The organism is Agrobacterium sp. NPDC089420 (genome assembly GCF_044900305.1).
In the GTDB taxonomy this organism is placed as follows: Bacteria; Pseudomonadota; Alphaproteobacteria; order Rhizobiales; family Rhizobiaceae; genus Agrobacterium.
In genome coordinates this window covers 87,246-106,530 of the sequence record NZ_JBJDMY010000006.1, presented here as the reverse complement: position 1 = coordinate 106,530, position 19,285 = coordinate 87,246, and the positions used below count along the sequence as shown (strand labels likewise).

Annotated in this window: 18 protein-coding genes and 1 riboswitch; of the genes, 5 read left to right on the top strand and 13 right to left on the bottom strand. The window is 62.1% G+C overall.

Translation table 11 applies throughout. The features are described from left to right. Positions 1-41 precede the first annotated feature (41 nt). Both leuD and leuB read left to right on the top strand, forming a co-directional pair. Positions 42-647 (top strand): 3-isopropylmalate dehydratase small subunit, encoded by a 606-nt coding sequence (gene leuD, locus ACI2KA_RS11450; RefSeq protein WP_065114390.1) that lies wholly within the window; start codon positions 42-44, stop codon positions 645-647. Between the two features lie 220 nt (positions 648-867). After that, a complete protein-coding gene (gene leuB, locus ACI2KA_RS11445) occupies positions 868-1,980 on the top strand; it encodes a 3-isopropylmalate dehydrogenase (protein WP_404502063.1) in 1,113 nt (370 codons plus the stop codon). Here leuB and ACI2KA_RS11440 read toward each other — a convergent pair. From ACI2KA_RS11440 to cobA, 3 genes are all read right to left on the bottom strand, one after another. Continuing rightward, positions 1,961-3,211, bottom strand: coding sequence for a cytochrome-c peroxidase (locus ACI2KA_RS11440; protein ID WP_404502061.1), 1,251 nt, complete (start codon positions 3,209-3,211; stop codon positions 1,961-1,963). The genes leuB and ACI2KA_RS11440 overlap by 20 nt on opposite strands. A 228-nt stretch (positions 3,212-3,439) precedes the next feature. Further along, entirely contained in the window at positions 3,440-4,756 is a 1,317-nt protein-coding gene (locus ACI2KA_RS11435) for a cobyrinate a,c-diamide synthase (protein ID WP_404502059.1), read from the bottom strand. Further along, positions 4,753-5,541: a uroporphyrinogen-III C-methyltransferase gene (cobA, locus tag ACI2KA_RS11430; protein WP_404502057.1), complete on the bottom strand. Its 789-nt coding sequence runs from the start codon at positions 5,539-5,541 to the stop codon at positions 4,753-4,755. The genes ACI2KA_RS11435 and cobA overlap by 4 nt, the downstream gene beginning before the upstream one ends. Positions 5,542-5,599: 58 nt before the next feature. Between cobA and ACI2KA_RS11425 the strand changes: the two genes are divergently transcribed. Then, a complete protein-coding gene (locus tag ACI2KA_RS11425; RefSeq protein WP_404502055.1) occupies positions 5,600-6,730 on the top strand; it encodes a cobalt-precorrin-5B (C(1))-methyltransferase in 1,131 nt (376 codons plus the stop codon). Here ACI2KA_RS11425 and cobM read toward each other — a convergent pair. The 3 genes from cobM to cbiE are packed head-to-tail and all read right to left on the bottom strand — an operon-like array spanning position 6,685 to position 9,127. Then, entirely contained in the window at positions 6,685-7,458 is a 774-nt protein-coding gene (gene cobM, locus ACI2KA_RS11420; RefSeq protein ID WP_404502053.1) for a precorrin-4 C(11)-methyltransferase, read from the bottom strand. The genes ACI2KA_RS11425 and cobM overlap by 46 nt on opposite strands. Beyond that, positions 7,455-7,874, bottom strand: coding sequence for a cobalamin biosynthesis protein (locus ACI2KA_RS11415; RefSeq protein WP_404502475.1), 420 nt, complete (start codon positions 7,872-7,874; stop codon positions 7,455-7,457). The genes cobM and ACI2KA_RS11415 overlap by 4 nt, the downstream gene beginning before the upstream one ends. After that, entirely contained in the window at positions 7,868-9,127 is a 1,260-nt protein-coding gene (cbiE, locus tag ACI2KA_RS11410; protein ID WP_404502051.1) for a precorrin-6y C5,15-methyltransferase (decarboxylating) subunit CbiE, read from the bottom strand. The genes ACI2KA_RS11415 and cbiE overlap by 7 nt, the downstream gene beginning before the upstream one ends. Between cbiE and ACI2KA_RS11405 the strand changes: the two genes are divergently transcribed. Then, complete coding sequence (locus ACI2KA_RS11405; protein WP_404502049.1) at positions 9,126-9,908, top strand: cobalt-precorrin-6A reductase; 783 nt, start codon at positions 9,126-9,128, stop codon at positions 9,906-9,908. The two genes, cbiE and ACI2KA_RS11405, sit on opposite strands and share 2 nt — an antisense overlap. Here the strand turns inward: ACI2KA_RS11405 and ACI2KA_RS11400 are convergent. From ACI2KA_RS11400 to ACI2KA_RS11370, 7 genes are read right to left on the bottom strand one after another with little or no spacing between them, the layout of a single operon-like run. Further along, entirely contained in the window at positions 9,875-10,636 is a 762-nt protein-coding gene (locus tag ACI2KA_RS11400; protein WP_404502047.1) for a precorrin-3B C(17)-methyltransferase, read from the bottom strand. The two genes, ACI2KA_RS11405 and ACI2KA_RS11400, sit on opposite strands and share 34 nt — an antisense overlap. Beyond that, the gene (locus ACI2KA_RS11395) at positions 10,633-11,400 is read right to left on the bottom strand and encodes a precorrin-2 C(20)-methyltransferase (protein WP_404502046.1); all 768 of its coding nucleotides are present in this window, start codon (positions 11,398-11,400) and stop codon (positions 10,633-10,635) included. The genes ACI2KA_RS11400 and ACI2KA_RS11395 overlap by 4 nt, the downstream gene beginning before the upstream one ends. Then, positions 11,397-12,029: a precorrin-8X methylmutase gene (locus ACI2KA_RS11390; RefSeq protein ID WP_404502044.1), complete on the bottom strand. Its 633-nt coding sequence runs from the start codon at positions 12,027-12,029 to the stop codon at positions 11,397-11,399. Before ACI2KA_RS11390 ends, ACI2KA_RS11395 begins: the two co-directional genes overlap by 4 nt. Further along, a complete protein-coding gene (gene cobG / locus ACI2KA_RS11385) occupies positions 12,029-13,384 on the bottom strand; it encodes a precorrin-3B synthase (protein WP_404502473.1) in 1,356 nt (451 codons plus the stop codon). The genes ACI2KA_RS11390 and cobG overlap by 1 nt, the downstream gene beginning before the upstream one ends. Further along, positions 13,384-16,734, bottom strand: a complete 3,351-nt coding sequence (gene cobN, locus ACI2KA_RS11380; protein WP_404502042.1) for a cobaltochelatase subunit CobN — start codon at positions 16,732-16,734, stop codon at positions 13,384-13,386. The genes cobG and cobN overlap by 1 nt, the downstream gene beginning before the upstream one ends. Before the next feature lie 3 nt (positions 16,735-16,737). Next, positions 16,738-17,775 carry a cobalamin biosynthesis protein CobW gene (gene cobW, locus ACI2KA_RS11375; protein ID WP_404502040.1) on the bottom strand — a complete coding sequence of 346 codons (1,038 nt, stop codon included), beginning with the start codon at positions 17,773-17,775 and terminating at the stop codon, positions 16,738-16,740. After that, positions 17,772-18,197: a DUF1636 family protein gene (locus tag ACI2KA_RS11370; RefSeq protein ID WP_404502038.1), complete on the bottom strand. Its 426-nt coding sequence runs from the start codon at positions 18,195-18,197 to the stop codon at positions 17,772-17,774. The genes cobW and ACI2KA_RS11370 overlap by 4 nt, the downstream gene beginning before the upstream one ends. A 119-nt stretch (positions 18,198-18,316) precedes the next feature. Continuing rightward, positions 18,317-18,532, bottom strand: a riboswitch (cobalamin riboswitch). 134 nt (positions 18,533-18,666) lie between these two features. Here ACI2KA_RS11370 and cobO point away from each other — a divergent pair. Beyond that, entirely contained in the window at positions 18,667-19,284 is a 618-nt protein-coding gene (cobO, locus tag ACI2KA_RS11365) for a cob(I)yrinic acid a,c-diamide adenosyltransferase (RefSeq protein WP_404502036.1), read from the top strand. Position 19,285: the final 1 nt, after the last annotated feature.

The window sequence follows — 19,285 nt, the reverse complement described above, 5'->3', positions numbered from 1 at the left end:
CGCCACCGGATTTTGTTCAAGGGAAACACGGGAAGCGACAGATGGAAAAATTCACCAAGCTGACGGGCGTTGCCGCGCCCATGCCGGTGGTCAATATCGACACCGATATGATCATTCCGAAAGACTATCTGAAGACCATCAAGCGCACCGGCCTTGGCAAAGGCCTCTTCGCCGAGTCGCGTTATCTCGAAGATGGCTCGCCCAATCCGGATTTCGTGCTGAACAAGCCCGCCTATCAGAACGCCCAGATTCTCGTGGCCGGCGACAATTTCGGCTGCGGCTCCTCGCGCGAACATGCGCCATGGGCGCTTCTCGATTTCGGTATCCGCTGCGTCATCTCCACCAGCTTCGCCGACATCTTCTACAATAACTGTTTTAAGAACGGCATCCTGCCGGTCGTCGTCAGCCCCGAGAACCTCGAAAAGCTGCTGGACGACGCTTCGCGCGGATCGAACGCGGTTCTGTCCATCGATCTGGAACGCCAGGAAATCAGTGGCCCCGACGGCGGCACGATCACCTTCGAAATCGACGAATTCAAGCGCCATTGCATGCTGAACGGTCTCGACGACATCGGCCTGACGCTGGAACATTCCGGCGCCATCGACACGTTTGAAAAGGCGAACGCCTCGGTCCGCCCCTGGGCCTGACCACATTCCGCTCTTCAAAAAAGCCGATCCCCTACCAAACAGTACCGGATCGGCTTTTGCTTTGCTTGAAAAGCCGTTGAGGCGGAGATAAGAAGCCCCCGATCCCGTCCGGCTGCGATACGACTTGGCATGCGCAGGACGGAACGAGTTTGACGCCGCGCTCGCCGCCATCGAAAACCCCTCGTGATGTTTTCCGGCGCGCCGCCCAAGGAGGGTTCTCATGACAGTCCGTTCGCTTTTCCTGCTGCCCGGTGACGGTATCGGCCCGGAAGCCATGACTGAGGTCCGCAAGCTGATCGATTATATGAACAGCGCGCACAATGCCGGCTTTACCGTTTCGGAGGGCCTTGTCGGCGGTTCCGCCTATGACGCCCATGGCGTTGCGATTTCCGATGCGGACATGGAAAAGGCGCTTGCCGCCGACGCAATCCTGTTCGGCGCCGTCGGCGGCCCGAAATGGGACGGCGTTCCCTATGAGCATCGCCCGGAAGCCGGCCTGCTTCGCCTGCGCAAGGATCTCGAACTTTTCGCCAACCTGCGCCCCGCCATCTGCTATCCCGCACTTGCTGCCGCCTCCTCCCTGAAGCCGGAACTGGTCGAAGGCCTCGATATCCTTATCGTCCGCGAACTGACCGGCGGCGTTTATTTCGGTGAGCCGAAGCAGATCATCGATCTCGGCAACGGCCAGAAACGCGGCATCGACACGCAGATCTACGACACCTTCGAGATCGAGCGCATCGCCAGCGTCGCTTTCGAACTGGCCCGCACCCGCGACAACCGCGTCTGCTCGATGGAAAAGCGCAACGTCATGAAATCGGGCGTGTTGTGGAACCAGGTTGTCACTGAAACCCACGCCGCCAAGTTCAAGGACGTGCAGCTGGAACATATGCTGGCGGATGCCGGCGGCATGCAGCTGGTGCGCAAGCCCAAGCAGTTCGACGTGATCGTCACCGACAACCTCTTCGGCGACATGCTTTCCGACGTCGCCGCCATGCTGACCGGCTCGCTCGGCATGCTGCCTTCGGCCTCGCTCGGCGCACCGGATGCAAAGACCGGCAAGCGCAAGGCCATGTATGAGCCGGTCCACGGTTCGGCCCCGGATATCGCCGGCAAGGGCATCGCCAACCCCATCGCCATGATCGCGTCCTTCGCCATGTGCCTGCGATACTCGTTCAACCTGGTCGATGAGGCAACGAAGCTCGAAACCGCAATTGCCAATGTTCTGGACCAGGGCATCCGCACCGCCGACATCATGGCCGACGGTTGCCGTCAGGTCGGCACCGGCGACATGGGTGATGCGGTTCTCGCCGAATTCAAGGCGCTTTCGGCGTAACGATCGACGAAACCGGTTGGGCAGGCGGCGCCGCCGTCTGCCCCTCCTTCTTTGGCAGAAGATGCTCATACCGCCGGTCGGTCAGCGTCTTCAGAAATGCCACGATGGCATCCACCCGCTTGTCATCCAGCGCCGGCGCGGACGTCAGTTCCGTCATGGCTATATTCTCAGGCACTTCAGGCGCATCCCATGTCTTGCCGGTTTCCGGATTGATCTGACGGCTGGGCTTCTTGCTCTTATATTTCACGTAAAACAGCACCACCGTGCGCAGGTCCTTGAATACGCCATTGTGCATATAAGGGCCGGTGACGGCGACATTGCGCAGGGTCGGCACCTTGAACTTGCCGCGCTGGGCGGGATCGCCTCCCACTTCAGGATTTTGCGCCAGACCCAAGTCGATAGCGTCCGGCTTCGAGCCATTCGCGGTCCTGACCGCCGTATTGGCCGGAACGCCGATATTGAAATATTTATGGTTGGTGAAAAGACCGTCTTCCAAGCCCTTGGCCCCACGGATCTCATGGCAGGTATTGCAATTTGTGAACTGCGTCGAGGAAATCAGAACCCGGCCCAGCTCCTCCTGATCCGTCAGCTTTTCCTCGCCGCGCAGGAAACGGTCATATTTGGAATCGAAGGTGGAGAATTCATCAGAGCGCTCGAAGCTCGCCAGAGCCTTGGTCATCGCGGAATAGGCGGTTTCATCGCTCTGGAAGACATCTTTGCCAAACTGCGTGCCAAAGGCTGCAACATAATCCGGGTTTTCCCTGAGCCGTTTTACGACAGAGGCTTTGTCCGGCATGCCCATTTCAAGCGGATTGAGCGGCGGTCCACCTGCCTGATCCTCCAGCTGGGAGGCGCGGCCATCCCAGAACTGTCCACCCACATAGTCTCCCGCCGCATTTCTGCCGAAAGGCGGCGTGAATTTCGCATAGGCAGCGGTCGGCGCATTGCGGTCACCGAGCGAAATGCCATCGTCACCCAGCGACACATCCCGCCCGACCTTTTCGCTCTCCCGTGCATCGGAAAATCCGGCCGCCTGCATATGGCAGGTGGAACAGGCCATGGTGCGATTCATCGAAAGACTGGGGTCGTCGAACAGGGCCGCGCCGAGCTTCTCCAGCGTCGCGTAATCTTCTCCGCCATGGGCGGCCATGCCTTCAGACCCTGTGCCGAAGGGAGCCAGCAGAATGGATGCAGCAAGAGCGGCGGAGACAAAAATTCCGGGTTTCATCATGGGTAGCACGCTTGAGACAAAATGCGCGATGGCAGGTTCGGACCACGAAACAGAAAACGGCTTTCGATCCGGCCAGACGTCACTGAACATGGATTGCTGGAACTGTTTCCGCTTTTACATGTCCTCTGACGCGATCTATAGCACTTTCCCGTGGCCAGAGCCTACAAACTTTCGCAGCTTGCTCCACTTTGCCGCACATCCCATGGAAAGGCCATCGACGCAGACCGATCAGCTGCCTCTGGCAATGGCGTGAAAGAAGGTGCCGGAGACGAGACCCCTTCTGCCGCCCGATGGCCCGAGCGGACGGCCCTGCCCGTCGGCGATCTGGGCAAAAGGCTCGTCGCGGCCGGGATCGGTGACCCGCGCATAATGAAACTCATGGCCGCGCAGAATATCGCCCGCCGCGCCGAGCGGACCGCCTGCCGCAACCGTCGCCTGCCGATAACCGAGATTCATCTTGCGCGTCGCAAAACTGGTGGCATGCGACAGAAGTCCGGTCATGGCATGGGTTACCCCATCGGCATCCTCCAGCGCCGCACCCAGCACCATATAGCCGCCGCACTCGCCGTGCACCGGCCTTGTCGCGGCAAAACGGGCAATGCCTGTCTTGAAACCGGCCGCATCGGCAAGCTTTCCAGCAAAAAGTTCGGGATATCCGCCCGGCAACCAGCAAATATCGCAGCTCTCGTCAGGCGCCTCGTCAGCCAGAGGCGAGAAAGGCACGATTTCGGCCCCGGCCGCATGCCAATGTTTCCTGAGATGCGGATAAAGGAAAGTGAAGGCCGCATCCTCCGCCAGCGCAATGCGTTGGCCGGGCGGCGCAATCGCCGCTTCCGCCGATCCGGAAGGCACATTCACCGGCGCAGCGAGTGAAAGCAGCGCATCGAGATCGATGGATTTTTCCATCGCATCTGCCAGCCGTTCTATATGTGCATCGATTTCCGGATGTTCGCTCGCCTGAACCAGCCCAAGATGCCGCTCCGGCAGGACAAGCGAAGGATCGCGCAGGACGCAGCCGGCAACGGGAAGTCCGATTTTTTCGATGGCTTGCGAGCACAGCGTCCGGTGTCTTTCACTGCCGGCCCGGTTCAGAACCACCGCCGCCATGGTGACGGCGGGGTCGTAATGGGCGAAACCATGGGCAATGGCGGCCGCCGTCTGCGACTGGCCCGACACATCCAGCACCAGAAGCACGGGAATGCCGAACAGCCGCGCCAGATCCGCCGCCGAACCGGTACGGTTTTCCGCCACCGGAATGCCATCGAACAGGCCCATGGCGCTTTCGATCAGAACGAGTTCCGCGTCCTCGGTCTGCTGCGAAAACAGATGCTGCAGCAGGTGCGGCTGCATGGCCCAGCTATCCAGATTGAGACCGGGCGTGCCGGTGGCGAAGGCATGGAAACCTGGATCGATGTAATCCGGCCCCGTCTTGATGCCCCGTACCTTGATGCCCCGCCGGGCAAAGGCACGGAGGAGGCCGATGGTTACGCTGGTCTTGCCGGACCCCGAACGGGGTGCGCCAATGATGATCGCCCGCGCGGTCATGTCCGTGCAACTCCCAGCCGTTCGCGCATCGAGACGATCTCTCCAATGACGATCAAAGCCGGGGCTTCGAAGTTTTCCCGCTTTGCATCGTCGGCTATGCTTTCCAGCTTACCGATAAAAATACGCTCCTCCGCCGTCGTGGCCGACATGATGACGGCAACCGGTGTTGCAGCCGAACGGCCACCCTGCATCAAAAGTGCCGCAATCGCGCCGATATTCTTCAGCCCCATATAAACGACGATGGGTTCGTGCGTTTTTGCCAGCGCCGGCCAGTCGAGATCCTCTTCGGTGCCCGCCGCATGGCCGGTGGCGAGCGTCACGGCGCGGCTGATACCGCGCATGGTGGCGGGAATACGCGCGGATGCAAGAGCAGCAAGCGAAGAGGTCATGCCCGGCAATATGCGGAATGGAATGCCGGCGCGGACAAGCGCCTCCGCCTCCTCACCACCGCGGCCGAAAATGAAAGGATCACCACCCTTTAGCCGCAATACCTTTTTGCCCTGCCGGGCGTAATCGATCAGCGACGCGGTAATGTCGTCCTGCGTCGCGGAAGGCTTGCCGCCGCGCTTGCCGGCAAAGACGATTTCCGCCTGCGGACCGAGAGCCACAACATCATCGCTCACCAGCGCATCGCGGACGATGACATCGGCCAGAGAAAGCGCCAGCGCCACTTCCAGCGTCAGATACCGTACATCACCAGGCCCCGCGCCCGCGAGCCAGACATGACCGGCTTCGAAGACCGGACCTTTTGCGACGATGCTGTTTAAAATCTGCGGTATCGACATTCTTCTTGGCTGCTTTTTAACGATGACGGAAAAAGCCGTCCCGGCTATAGGAATTCATATGGAAACGGATGGAAAGACCCTTCGCCGCGGCTGGACCACGGGCACCTGCGCGGCAGCGGCCACGAAGGCGGCCTGCACCGCACTTTTGACCGGCGAGTTTCCTTACCCTGTCGAAGTCGAACTTCCAAGCGGCGCAAGACCCGCATTTTCCCTTGCGACGGAGGAAAAGGGCGAAAACTTTGCCCGCGCCGGCGTCGTCAAGGATGCGGGTGACGATCCCGACGTCACCCATGGGGCGCTGATCGAAAGCACCGTCAGACGGGGAAAGCCTGGAAGCGGCATCTCTTTCAAGGCCGGCAAGGGTGTCGGCACCGTCACCCGGCCGGGCCTGCCGCTGCCGCCGGGAGAGCCCGCCATAAACCCCGTGCCGCGCAAGATGATCGAGACCGCCATTCATGAGGTGGCGGGGGCATCGGCCGATTTCGAAATCGAAATTTCGGTTCGTGACGGCGAGAAACTGGCGGAAAAGACCCTGAACGGCAGGCTCGGCATTGTCGGCGGCATTTCCATTCTCGGCACCACCGGCATCGTCATCCCCTTTTCCTGCTCGGCCTGGATTCACTCCATCTGGCGCGGCATCGACGTGGCGCGGGCGACCGGCTGCACCCATGTGCTGGGCGCGACCGGCGACACCTCCGAAAAGGCCGGGCAGGCGCTTTACGGCCTGCCCGAGACTGCGCTGATCGATATGGGCGACTTCATCGGCGGCATGCTGAAATATCTGCGCAGCCACCCGGTCGAGCGGGTGACGATCGCCGGCGGCGTCGCCAAAATGACCAAGCTCGCCCAGGGCATGCTCGACGTGCATTCCAAAAAAGGCCTTGCCGATCTCGAAGCTTTGGCGGCTTTGGCCACGGAAGCGGGGGGAGATGACAATCTCGCCGCTGCCATCCGCCAGGCCAACATGGTCTCGCACGCCTTTCAGTTGGCCGAGCGAACGGGGATAGACCTCGGCGCGATCGTTGCGGAAAAAGCCTGGGTAACCGCGGCGGCGGCGCTGAACACGCCGGCCATCGCGCTCGATATTCTGGTTTTTGATCGTCAGGGCGCGCTGAAGGGGCGCACCGCCTCCACGCCGTCGCATCAACCCGCCGCATCGTCCTTCGGAGAGCGGAACCGACGGACATAGTCGGCGCTGTAAAGCGCGCTCTCGCGAAAATCCGTCGAGGCAAGACCGCGACCGACAAAGATCAGCGCCGTGCGCTCCACCGGCTCGGCCGCAAGCCTGCCCTCGATGTCGAACAGCGTTCCACGAATGACCCGCTCATCCGGCCACGAGGCGCGCACCACGATGGCGACCGGGCAATCGGACCCATAAAGCGGCGTCAGCTCCTCCACCACCCTGCCGATGGCATGGATGGCAAGGTGGATGGCGAGTGTCGCGCCGGTCGCGCCGAAAGCCTTCAACGTTTCACCGTCCGGCATCTTCGATGCGCGGCCGGAAATACGGGTCAGCACGAGGCTCTGCGCCACTTCCGGCACCGTCAGTTCCCGCTGCAAGGCGGCGGCGGCGGCGGCGAAGGAGGGCACACCGGGCGTGACGGTATAATCCAGTCCCAGCCGTTCCAGCCGGCGGATTTGTTCCCCCATGGCGCTCCACACCGAAAGATCGCCGGAATGCAGCCGCGCCACATCCTTGCCCGCCTTTGCCGCCGCCACGAATTCCGCCTCGATCTCATCCAGCGAAAGTGCCGCCGTATCGACGATACGGGCGCCCGGCGGGCAATAATCGATCAGGGCCTTCGGAACCAAGGAACCGGCATAAAGGCAGACCGGACAAGCCGCGATGAAATCGCGCCCGCGCACCGTGATGAGATCGGCGGCACCCGGACCGGCACCGATGAAATGAACCGTCATTGTTTTTCTCCCTGTTCGATGGCGCAGCCGCTATCGTTTGGCGCATTGCTCGTCGTTGCGATGGCGATCGTCACATCACCGACCACGAGGCGCGGCGCGACCAGCCTTGCACTCTCTCCGGCTGCCGCAAGCGCTGCCGCTTCGCTGACGCTTGGCGAACCGGTATGATCCAGGCTCGCTTGCGAAAATGTCATTATATCCGCGGCAACCGCCTCGAGCCGCTCCTGCATTACGATTTCAAGTGACAGCGACAGGACTTTCGCCGCTTCCGCAAGCCCGGCTTCTCCGGCCTTGAGCGGCGCAGTCGCCAGCGAGCCGACCGTCACGCCGAGGGCCTGCTCGGCGGCACGCACAGCCGCTATAATGGCGCTCGACCCCGTGCCTCTGCGGCAGCCTATACCGGCCACGGTCACCATGGCTTGACCCAGCGCCATTGCGTCACCGGCATGGCCGGACGCCAGCCCGACATGGAACCCACAGCCGCCGCCCGCGACACCTCAAGACGGATCAACGAACCGCCAAGCCTGGCGTGGGTGGCAAGCAACAGCGTTTCCATTTCCAGCGTCACCGCATTGGCGATAAGTCGTCCGCCCGGTTTAAGAGCTTCCATGGCACCCGCAAGCACACCCGCTTCACTGCCGCCGCCGCCAATGAAAATAGCATCCGGCCGGGGCAACCCTTCAAAAGCGGCAGGGGCTGTACCGATCATGACCTCAAGTCCCGGAACCCCGAACGTCTCCGCGTTGCGGGCAATGCGCTCGGCCCTTTCCGGATGCTGCTCTATCGCAACGGCACGAAGAGAGGGGTGGGAAAGCATCCATTCAATGCCGATCGAACCCGAACCGGCGCCTATGTCCCACAGCAATTCGCCCCGCCGCGGAGACAGGGACGATAATGTCACGGCGCGGATTTCCCGTTTGGTGATCTGCCCGTCATGTTCGAACAGGCCATCATCCAACCCTGGCGCAAAAGACAGGACACGCGCACCCTCGTCCGCGACGACGTCCATCGCCACAACATTCAACGGGTCGATATCTGCAAAGGAGAAATCGGCCGCCTTGACCTGCCGTCGCCTTTCCCGTTCTCCGCCCAGGGCTTCCAGCAGAATGAATGACGAATCACCGAAACCGCAACTCACCAGCAATTCCGCAATCAGAATCGGTGCTCGCTCGTCCGACGTGAGCGCAATAATCCTCGCACCGGGGTGCAGATGCGGTCGCATGAGATCGATGGAACGCCCATGCAGCGAAACGCAATCGACGGATTGCAATGCCCAGCCAAGGCGGGCGGCGGCCAGTGAAAAGGCGGAAGGCGAGGGGTAACACATCGTTTCCTCCGCCGCGATCCGCCGCAGAAGCGTGACGCCGACCCCGTGGAGGAATGGATCGCCGGACGCCAGGACGCAGATCCGGCGGCCGCGCAACGCCACAACATCGCTCATCCCCACATCAAACGGTACCGGCCAGGGGCACGCCTTGCCGCGAATGGCTGCAGCCGCGAGTTCCAGATGGCGTTTGCCGCCGAAAACCACTTCGGCCGCCTCTATCGCCCGGCGCGCATTTTTACCGAGGCCCTCAAGCCCATCTTCGCCGATACCGACGATGGAAAGCCATGGCTTTGCGTTCTTTTCGGTGGAAGCCTTGTCCTTTCCGGAATATTCAGACGTCATGACACGCTCCATACTCATCCTTGGCGGCACGGCGGATGCCCGTATTCTGGCTGGCGAGCTGGCCGAGGACGCCGGCTGCCGCATTCTGTTGTCCATGGCGGGACGCACGCTCTCGCCGGTTGAACAGCCAGTGCCGATGCGCAGCGGCGGGTTTGGCGGGACGGCGGGTCTGGCGGATTTCATTCGCGCCGAGGATTTCGATATTCTGGTGGACGCCACCCATCCCTATGCGGCAAGAATGTCCGCCAACGCGGTCGAAGCCGCAAGGCTTGCCGGCGTTCCGCTCGTTGTGCTTTCGCGTCCCGCCTGGCAATGCCAGCCGGGTGACAGGTGGCAGGGCGTCGACACTGTCGAACAGGCCGTTACCGCGCTGGGAAATGAAAGCAGGCGTGTATTTCTGGCGCTTGGGCGGCAGGAGCTTCTTCCTTTCGAAGCAGCGCCCCGGCACAGCTATCTCATCCGCAGCGTCGACCCGGTCGACCCGCCGCTGAAGCTGGCGAATGCGCGTTACGTCACCGCGCGCGGCCCCTTTGCGCTGGATGACGAAATCCGCATGCTTGCGGAAAACCGCATCGAGACGGTTGTTTCCAAGAATTCGGGCGGCAGCGCCAGCTATGGCAAGATCGAAGCGGCAAGACACCTCGGCCTGCCGGTCATAATGATCGAACGGCCACGACCCTTGAGCGAGGCGCCCCTGAATGGCGCGATCGTGCCGGATATAGCGACTGCCCTCACCGCCATCCGCCATCAGCTCTCCCTTCTCGAAAACCGCGGCGAATAAACGATCGGTTCTTTGCCGGAGCGCGCGATCAAACGGGTTTCCACCGAACCGACGATGATGCAGGTGGCCATGTCAGCCATGTCGCTCAAAGCTTCGGATAAGGGCACGACCCGAATGCGTTCATCCGCCCGGCCTGCGGCGCGACCGAAGATCACCGGTACCGAACCGGGCAGATGCGCGCGCAAAAGATCAAAAGCAGCGCCGAGCTGATGCGGCCGCGCCTTGCTGACGGGATTATAGAAGGCCATCACGAATCCGGCTTCCGCCGCCGCGATCAGCCGTTTTTCGATGATGCCCCAGGGCTTGAGATTATCCGATAGCGAAATGGTGCAGAAATCATGGCCAAGCGGCGCGCCGGCCTTTGCCGCGACGGCCAGCATGGCGGTCACACCCGGTACAACGGAAAAATCGATGTCGCGCCATTCGGACGGACCATTTTCAATCGCCTCGCAAATGGCCGCCGCCATGGCGAAAACACCGGGATCGCCGCCGGATACCACGCAGACCTTGCCGCCCTGCGCCGCTAGTGTCAGCGCCTGTTCGGCGCGGGAGATTTCCTCGCGATTGTCGGAAGCGTGGCGGCGCTGATGAAGACCAAGCGACAGGCGATCAAGATAAGGAATATAGCCAAAAAAGTCTTCCGAAGCTTCGACGGCGGCAAGCGCCTCCGGCGTCACCTGCCCCGCATTGCCGGGGCCGAGACCGACAACGATGAGTTTGCCGGTCATGGCTTTTCACCCGCGGAGGGCCTGGTTTTCCAGCCCGGCACGAGAACCAGCGAAAAATACGGCGCCGGTGACGCGTCGCGCTCGACAAGCGGCACCGCATGGCTGTTTGCCATGGTGCCGCGCTCGACATAGAGCGCCGCATGGAGCTTGCCGGCTTTTTCCAGCGCCCGGCGGATTTTCGGCAGGTTACGCCCGACCTTCATGATCACCGCGCCATCCGTGCCGGAAAGCCGTTCCGCCAGAATATCCTCTGCCAGCGTACCGGGAAGCACGCTCAATATGTCGTCGCCCTGCACCAACGGCAAACCGGCCATGGACCAGCAGCCGGACATGGCGGTGACGCCGGCGACCACCTCCGCATCATAGGACGGCGCAAGCCGCAGATGAAGATGCATATAGGAACCGTAAAACAGCGGATCGCCCTCCGACAGGACAGCGACATTGCGCCCGACATCGAGATGGGCGGCAATATCCTGCGCTGACTGGTCAAAAAAGGCGGCGATCGCGCCACGATAATCCTCGCCGTTCTTGTCGCTTTCGACAGTGACGGGATAGACCAGCGGCATTTCCAGCGTGCCGGGGCGGATAAAGGCCTCCACGATACCGCGACCATTGCCGCTGCCGCCCTTCTTGCAGAAGAAGGCGAGTACGTCGGCATTTTCGATGGCGCGCACCGCTTTCAACGTCAAAAGCTCGGGATCGCCGGGACCGGTGCCGACACCGATCAGCCTGCCCTTTTGATGTTCGAAAAGAGCCGCACTCACAGGCCCGCCCTCGCAACCGCGTTGATGGCTGCGGCCGTCATCGCCGAACCGCCCATGCGCCCCTTCACGATGGCATAGGGAATGCCGAGCGTACTTGCCTCCAACGCATCTTTCGATTCCGCCGCACCGACAAAGCCGACGGGCATACCGATGATGGCCGCCGGACGCGCAGCACCCTTTTCCAGCATCTCCAAGAGATAGAACAGCGCCGTCGGCGCATTGCCAATGGCGACGAGAGCGCCATCCAACTTCTCCGCCCAGAGATCGAGCGCCGCGGCCGAACGGGTATTGCCGATCGACTTTGCGATATCCGGCGTGCGCGGATCGCGAAGCGTGCAGATCACCGCATTCTCGGCCGGAAGCCGGGCACGGGTCACGCCATGGGCAACCATTTCCGCATCACAGAGAATGGGCTTGCCGGCGAGAAGCGCGCGACGCGCAGCGACAACGAAATCCGGCGAAAAGCGAAAGTGTCTTGCCGCCTCCACCTGCCCGCATGCATGGATCATGCGAATGGCGATATCCGCCTGCTCGTCGCTAAAGGCGGACAAATCCGCTTCCTCGCGGATGATGGCGAAGGAGCGTTCATAGATCGCATTGCCATCGCGAATATAGTCATGGTCGGTCATCAGTCATCCTGTCGAAGCGCCGCACCAATCACCTCTTTGCCGAGGCGAGCAAACAGGGTGGCGGCGTTTTCCCCGGGCTTATGTTCTTTTTCGTGAAGACGGGCAAGCCGCGAAAGCGCCGTCCTTTGTTGCGTGAAAGGTAAAATCCCATCGTGCGGAGCGTCGGCGCGGCCGGAAATGGCAAATGCAAGACCTTCGGCCGTGCCATAAAAGGCCAGAAGCGAGGGGGCTGGGCGCGCGCAACCTTTGCCGCAGCCGGAAATATGCAGCGTAAACGAGCCGTCGAGCAATGAGGCACATTCCCTTGAAGCAAAACCGGCCAGTTCATGGGTAGGAAGAAAGGCCGAAGCACAGCCCGGCGCACCGGAACAGACGGCGATGGACGATCGGGCATCGCCAGCCGCAATGATGAAACCGGATGCCTTGGCAATCTCAAGCAGTGTATTGCAGGCGAATTCCGGGCCGAAAAATAGCATGCCATGGTTTGCTGACGGCCGTAGAGCCCTGATGCCGAGCATATCAGCGCCCTGGCATAGGCGCGATAAATCGGAGCTTCGAACCTGCCCGAAGGCCAGCGCGGCGCCGGCGGCGAAAAAATCCTTGCCCGCGGCCATCAGTCCCAGCGGCGCAGACGGCGACCAGGCCGTCTCTTTCTCTGTCACCCGGTCCAGCAGTCGGTCACCACAAACCGCCTTGATGATCGAACGGTCCAGATCGCGGCCACGGGCGAGCGGCCCCTTGCCGGCGAGATAAAGGAGGAGCGACAGGACCACATCCGCCGCTGCCCCCGTCTCGACCGCACCTGCATCCAGCGCCTTGCTTTCCGGCCCGCCGACAAGCAACCGCCAGAAAATCCGGCCGTTCAGCCGGAACGCCTTCAGGCGAATATCGGCCAGCAAATCCACCATGGAGAAAGATCCGCCGCCATCGATGACGACAGAGGTCTTGGCGGCAAGCCTTTCATGAAGGGCGAGCCGTTCGGCCTCTTTCCGAATCTCCCCGGCGAGAAAACGACCATCGGCGACTTCCGTGTCATCCCGGCCCGCAAGCGGCGAAGTCTCGACGGCCAGCCCCTCGCGCAGCGGCAGCCCAAGCACCAGAACGTCCTTTTCCAGGGCGCATGCGCTTTCTGGCGACAAACCACGGAACTGGAGGCTGCCGCGTGCCGTGATGTCGATCAGCCCATTGCCGTGCCGCTCGGCGAGATCGCACAGTGCCATCATCGCCCGGGGCGTGATATCCGCCTCGAATGCGATGCGCGACAGAAAGCCGTCGCCGGTCCGCATGGGTGTGGAGAGCGCAGGGCACAGACCGCGGCGACCGAATGGCTGAACGGGATCGGCAGCGGCCACCATCATGCGCCCACCCTTGCAGAGCCCGGCAGCGTCAGCATTTCCAGCTCCGCATCCACCGCATTGCGGCGGCTATGCCACAGGCCGCGACGGCGGGCAGACAGGAAACGCTCGGCCATGACCTCGGCCGCCTTTGGATTTTCACGCAGGATGAAATCGCGCACCGCCTCATCACCGAAATAGGCGTCATAAAGCGCCTCGATCAGCGCGGAGGACACCGCATGGGTGGTTTCGGCAAAACCGACCAGCCGGTCCACCGTTTCGGCAAATTCCGCCGCTCCGCGCGGACCGTGCCGCATCTGGCCGGCAATGAAGCGCGGATTGACCGCCCGCGCGCGCACCACCCGCGTCAGTGCCTGCGTCATCGATCTCGCACGCGGGCGCGCCGGATCGGTCGTGTCCAGCGCCACGATATCGGCGGCGCCGCCGAGGGCGGATTTCGCGGCGGAGAAACCGCCGATGAAGGCGACATCGGAAGAACCGTCGAGAAGATCGCGGCCGGGATCGTCGCCGGTATGAACCAGAAGATCGGCCCGGCGCACCTGCTCCGTGAAGCCGGCATCCTCGAAAATGGCAAGGCCATCTGCACCGCCAAAGGCATGACTTGCCGCGTCGAGATAAGCCTGCCCAAGCTCCTCGCGTTCGTCCCATTGGCCGCTGGCGAGCTTTTCCTCGATACCGGCGCCATAGGTTCCGGGCGCAGAGCCGAAAATCCGCGCCGGAATATGCCCAAGCAGGGCCGCCTCTTCCGCCAGGGGATTGTCTCCCGGCGCCTCATCCCGCCGCGCCACGGCCCTCGCGGCGGCGTCAAGAAGCGCGATCAGCGCCGGAAACATGTCGCGGAATAGGCCGGAAATGCGAAAAGCGACGTCGACTCGCGGCCGTCCGAGGCTCGCCGGCGGCAGAACCTCGATGCCGGTAACACGTCCCGTCGCCGGATCGTGGATTGGCCGCGCGCCCATCAGATGCAGCGCCTGCGCCACGTCTTCGCCGCCATTGCGGAGGCTGGCGCTGCCCCAGAGATCGAACACCAGATGTTTCGGCCATTCGCCATGGGTTTGCAGATGATGGCGAAGCACCTCTTCTCCCGCCATCCGGCCGAGCTCGAAAGCCGTCGGCGTCGGCATGGTGCGCGGATCGGCGGCATAAAGATTACGGCCGGTGGGCAACACATCCAGCCTTCCGCGCGCCGGCGCGCCAGAAGGGCCGGGCGCGACATGCCGTCCATCGAGCGCGGCAAGCAGCGCGGCTTTCTCCGCCCTCGCACTTTCAAGCCTCAGCGGATCGGCTTCCCCTTCCGGATAACGGCCGAAAATATGCTGGCCATCCTTGATGGCGAAATCCTTCAGATCGCAGAGAAAGGCATCGATACGCGAAAGCGCCGCATCGGCGTCGTCCTTCATCCCCACACCCGCCTCAGCCGCAAGGCCGATTTCCCGCGCTTTTTCAACGATCAGTTTCGCCAGCCGGTCGCGCCGCCGCCGATCAAGCCCATCAGCCTGCGCATATTCATCGACCAGCTGTTCCAGCGCCAATTGCTCCGGCGAAAGCCCGGCATTCACCAGCACCGGCGGCACATGGCCGATTGTGACCGCGGCGATGCGCCGTTTGGCCACCGCCGCCTCGCCGGGATTGGAGACGATGAACGGATAGATCACCGGCAGCGAGCCGGTGACGATTTCCGGAAAACAATCGCGAGAAAGCGCCACCGTCTTGCCCGGCAACCATTCCAGCGTGCCATGCGCACCGACATGCACGATGGCATGCGCCTGCGCGACCTTCTGCATCCAAGCGCCGAAGGCGACGAGAGCGTGGCGCGGCGGCAGGGCAGGATCGTGGTAATCTACCCGGCGATCTTCATTGCTTCCCCGATCCGGCGCGAGCGCCACGACGATCTGGCCAAAACGGGCGGCACGAAAATGGAATGCGCCACCGGCGAGCGCTTCGTCACTTTCCGGCGCTCCCCATGTCGCATACAAGCCAGCCGCAGCGGCATCCGGCAAAGCTGCGAGAAAATCATGATAGCCGGAAAGATCAATCACCGCATTCTGCTGCTCGACACGATTGAGCAGCGCTCGCGCCGTTTGCGGAATATCCTCTACCACATAGCCGGCATCGGCAAGATCGCGCAGCATTTCAAGCACGCTTTGCGGTACATCGAGACCAACGGCATAACCGGTGCGCCCCGGCGCCGCCCCGGGATAGTCCGGCATCAGAATGACGATCCGCCGATCCTGTTTCGAAGCCTGTTTCAGGCGCAGGAATGCCGCGATACGGTTTGCCACCTGTTCGACACGGTCCGCCTCCGGCACATTCAGGAGGCTGGCGCCGCCATCCAGCCGTGGCTGTTTGAACGAAATCGCACCGGCGAGAAGCCGGCCGTCCAACTCGGGCAAGACGACATGCATCGCAAGATCGGACGGATTGAGCCCGCGTGCATTGTCCGCCCAGCCGTCGCGCCGGGTGGTTGCCATCACCACCTGAAAAACGGGAACGCCGACGCGGTCGAACAGAGTCTTGCCGCCATCATCGATCTGGCTGGCAAAGGCCGTCGCGGCGATGATGGCACCGGGCTGAAGATCGGGAAGCACGGTTTCGAGGAAACGGATGGCTTCCCCATCCTTCAGACCGCTGACAAAAATCGGCAACGGCGCAAAACCGCGCGCAGATAGTGCGTGAAACAGCGCATCGACAGGCGCGGCATCCGCCGCCAGAAGCATGGACCGATAAAAGAGAATGGGCAGAACGGGTGCGCCTGCAAGAAAACCGGCACAAGCCTCGTCCCGCGCCACGACACCCAGATCCGGTCGATAAAAGCCTGCTTTCGACAGAGGTTCGGCCTCTGTATCAGGCCATTTTCCGCCGCCTGCCAAAACAGCCAGGCCGGCGGCAAGACGCCCCATGTTTTCCTGTCCGCCCTCCCGGAATAAGGAGAGGATGGAGGTCAGCGTCGACGTGTCCACGGTGGAGGCCGTTTCGAGCTTTTCATCTCTTTCGCTGCATTCACCCGGCAAGAGCACAAGCTTGATACCGCGCCGCCGCGCCAGAATGGCGAGCTGATCGACGCCGTAACGCCAGCGCTCCGCCCCACCGAGAATCCGGATAACAATAACCCGCGCGTGCGCCGCCGTCTTTTCGATCCACAGATCGACCGACATGGGATGCCGAAGCTCGGAAAGGTTGGCGGCGGACAAAGACGGGAGGGTATTTCCCTCCCGCCGCCACGCCCGCTCAAGCCCGGCAAGATCGCTTGCCGAAAAAGACAGCATCACCACATCCGATCGGGGCTGGTTGAGATCAACCGGCTCGATCAGATCGTCCAGAGACGAGGATGTGGTGGCCAGGATATGCATGGGTCAGGCAGCCAGCATCTGTTCGATTTTTTCACGATTGATGCCTTTTTCACCGATGATGACGAGACGACTGCGGCGCTCCTCGCCCGCCGCCCAGGGACGGTCGTAATAATGGTTGACGCGGCTGCCGACCGCCTGCACCTGTAGGCGCATGGGCTTGGCGGAGACCTCGATGAAACCCTTGATGCGCAGCACATTTTCGGCAGCCGCCGTCTCGGCGATACGAAGCGCCAGCGCTTCCGGATCGGTGACGGCCGGCAGGTCGATGACGAAGCTGTCGAAATCGTCGTGTTCATGGTCGAACGCGCCATCATGGTGGGTACGGCGGTTTTCGATATCCTCTTCCACCGCAAGGCCAAGGCCGATCAGCACCGCGGGATCGATGGCGCCATTCGACGCGACGACGATCTTCGCAGCCCTCGGCAAATGATCGAGCACATGCGCCTTCGCCCTGTCGAGGCCGGCATCATCCAGAAGGTCGCCCTTGGTCAGCACGATAAGATCTGCGCAGGCCACCTGGTCTTCGAAAACCTCTTCAACCGGATCGTCATGATCGAGCGCCTCGTCATTGACCCGTTGGGCGGCCAGCGCTTCCATGTCGTGGGCAACCTGCCCCTCTGCAAGGGTGGCGCCATCCACCACGGCGACCACCGCGTCCACCGTCACACGGCTCTTGATCGCCGGCCACTGGAAGGCCTGCACCAGCGGCTTCGGCAGGGCAAGGCCGGATGTCTCGATGAGGATATGCTCCACCTTCGGCCGGCGGCTGAGGATTTGTTCGATGGCGGGCTGGAAATCATCCGCCACCGTGCAGCAGATGCAGCCATTGGCCAGTTCGACGATGTTTTCTTCCGGGCAGCTCTCGATGCCGCAGCCTTTGAGAATTTCCCCATCGATGCCGATATCACCGAATTCGTTGACGATGATGGCGAGCCGCTTGCCGTCCAGCTTTTCGAGAAGTCCGCGCAGCAACGTGGTTTTTCCCGCCCCCAGAAAGCCGGTAACAATCGTGCAGGGAACGCGGTCCAGAAGGGTGCTCATAATTTCTCCTCGGTAAAATCGAATGGGGGAACGCGCGCCACCATGCCGCGCTTCAGTGGTTCGGGGCGGCCGCGCCAGGGCATCAGGCCATCGGGGGCAGCAGCCAGCAGCCGTGCGCCGGTCAACAAATCTTCCGCGTCACCGGGGTTCAGCCCGCCGAAAACATAGGACCAGCCATTGGCACTGCGCAGCACGGCGCTGAGGCCGCGCTTGCAATTGGCAAGGCAATTGACGGAACGGACGACGACGCGTGCTTCTTCCGCTTTTGCGATCACGGCATCGGCGAGACGGGAACCGGGGCGCGGTTCGGCATTGGGATCGGCTTCATCACGACAGCTTCTGCAAACGAAGACGGTCACGCCGGACGCCGTTTCGTCCCGCGCGTTTCCGCCTGCACATGAAGATGCCGCTGAAATATCCAAACCGTATCGTTTCCCGCGCCTTGCAAAAAAATCTCGGGGGTGCGGATATCGAAAACGGCATGCGGACAGGCGCAAACCGGATGTTCGATCTGACCGACTGACCGGAGCACCCCGCCCGGCAGACGTTTTCCTGAAACGGCAGGTCTCCTGGCTCGCGGCTCTACACCCTGACACCGCCTTCCCGAACCATCGCGCAGGTCCAGTGGCTTTACGGTGCGGGCTTACCGCTCACAGTTGCGGGGGCAGCCACGGAGTGACCCGGTAATCGGGTTGGAACCGTGTTCCCTCTTAGCTTTTCCCGTTGCCGGGAAAAGACCGTCAGTGACTTACCCTTAGGCTGAACGGGCGTAAGGGTCAATGCCGCGCCCTGTCCCCCCGCGCATTGCCGGGTGCGGCAAATTGGGTATAGTCGCCGCTCCGAATGGCGGCGCCGTACGGCCCCGCGCCGCTGGATGAGAAGGAACATGCGATGACACGCGACATCAGCGACAACGAAGCCGAACGCCACCGGCAGAAAATGGTCAACCGCAAGTCGGTGCAGGATGCCGAAGTTGCGGCAAAAACCATCGAGAAAGGCCTGCTGATGATCAATACCGGCCCCGGCAAGGGCAAGTCCACCGCCGCTTTCGGCCTTGCGCTGCGCATGCTCGGCACCGGGCGGCGGGTGGGGATCGTGCAATTCATCAAGGGCGCATGGTCGACGGGCGAACAGCAGGCGCTGACTTTGTTCGGCAACAAGGTCGTCTGGCGCACCATGGGCGAGGGTTTCACCTGGGACACGCAGGATCTGAAACGCGATGTCGCCGCAGCCGCTAAGGCCTGGGAAGAAGCAAGGACCCTGATGGCCGACGAGACCATTGGCCTTCTGATCCTCGATGAGTTGAACATTGCACTGCGTTACGATTACCTGCCGCTGGAGGAGGTCGTCGAAACGCTCGTCCGCCGCAGGCCCGATCTGCATGTCATCATCACTGGCCGCAATGCCAAACAACCCCTCATCGACGTCGCCGACATGGTGACGGAGATGACGCTGGTGAAACACCACTTCAAGGCGGGCGTGAAGGCTCAAGCCGGGATAGAATTCTGAC

Excerpts from the sequence above, each read along its gene's own strand:
- ACI2KA_RS11400 (WP_404502047.1), bottom strand. The coding sequence starts at position 10,636 with ATGACCGGCAAACTCATCGTTGTCGGTCTCGGCCCCGGCAATGCGGGG.
- ACI2KA_RS11425 (WP_404502055.1), top strand. The coding sequence starts at position 5,600 with ATGGAAACGGATGGAAAGACCCTTCGCCGCGGCTGGACCACGGGCACC.
- ACI2KA_RS11440 (WP_404502061.1), bottom strand. The coding sequence starts at position 3,211 with ATGATGAAACCCGGAATTTTTGTCTCCGCCGCTCTTGCTGCATCCATT.
- ACI2KA_RS11435 (WP_404502059.1), bottom strand. The coding sequence starts at position 4,756 with ATGACCGCGCGGGCGATCATCATTGGCGCACCCCGTTCGGGGTCCGGC.
- cobA (WP_404502057.1), bottom strand. The coding sequence starts at position 5,541 with ATGTCGATACCGCAGATTTTAAACAGCATCGTCGCAAAAGGTCCGGTC.
- cobO (WP_404502036.1), top strand. The coding sequence starts at position 18,667 with ATGACACGCGACATCAGCGACAACGAAGCCGAACGCCACCGGCAGAAA.
- cbiE (WP_404502051.1), bottom strand. The coding sequence starts at position 9,127 with ATGACGTCTGAATATTCCGGAAAGGACAAGGCTTCCACCGAAAAGAAC.
- cobM (WP_404502053.1), bottom strand. The coding sequence starts at position 7,458 with ATGACGGTTCATTTCATCGGTGCCGGTCCGGGTGCCGCCGATCTCATC.
- ACI2KA_RS11415 (WP_404502475.1), bottom strand. The coding sequence starts at position 7,874 with ATGGTGACCGTGGCCGGTATAGGCTGCCGCAGAGGCACGGGGTCGAGC.
- ACI2KA_RS11390 (WP_404502044.1), bottom strand. The coding sequence starts at position 12,029 with ATGACCGACCATGACTATATTCGCGATGGCAATGCGATCTATGAACGC.
- leuD (WP_065114390.1), top strand. The coding sequence starts at position 42 with ATGGAAAAATTCACCAAGCTGACGGGCGTTGCCGCGCCCATGCCGGTG.
- cobN (WP_404502042.1), bottom strand. The coding sequence starts at position 16,734 with ATGCATATCCTGGCCACCACATCCTCGTCTCTGGACGATCTGATCGAG.
- ACI2KA_RS11405 (WP_404502049.1), top strand. The coding sequence starts at position 9,126 with ATGACACGCTCCATACTCATCCTTGGCGGCACGGCGGATGCCCGTATT.
- cobW (WP_404502040.1), bottom strand. The coding sequence starts at position 17,775 with ATGAGCACCCTTCTGGACCGCGTTCCCTGCACGATTGTTACCGGCTTT.
- cobG (WP_404502473.1), bottom strand. The coding sequence starts at position 13,384 with ATGGTGGCCGCTGCCGATCCCGTTCAGCCATTCGGTCGCCGCGGTCTG.
- leuB (WP_404502063.1), top strand. The coding sequence starts at position 868 with ATGACAGTCCGTTCGCTTTTCCTGCTGCCCGGTGACGGTATCGGCCCG.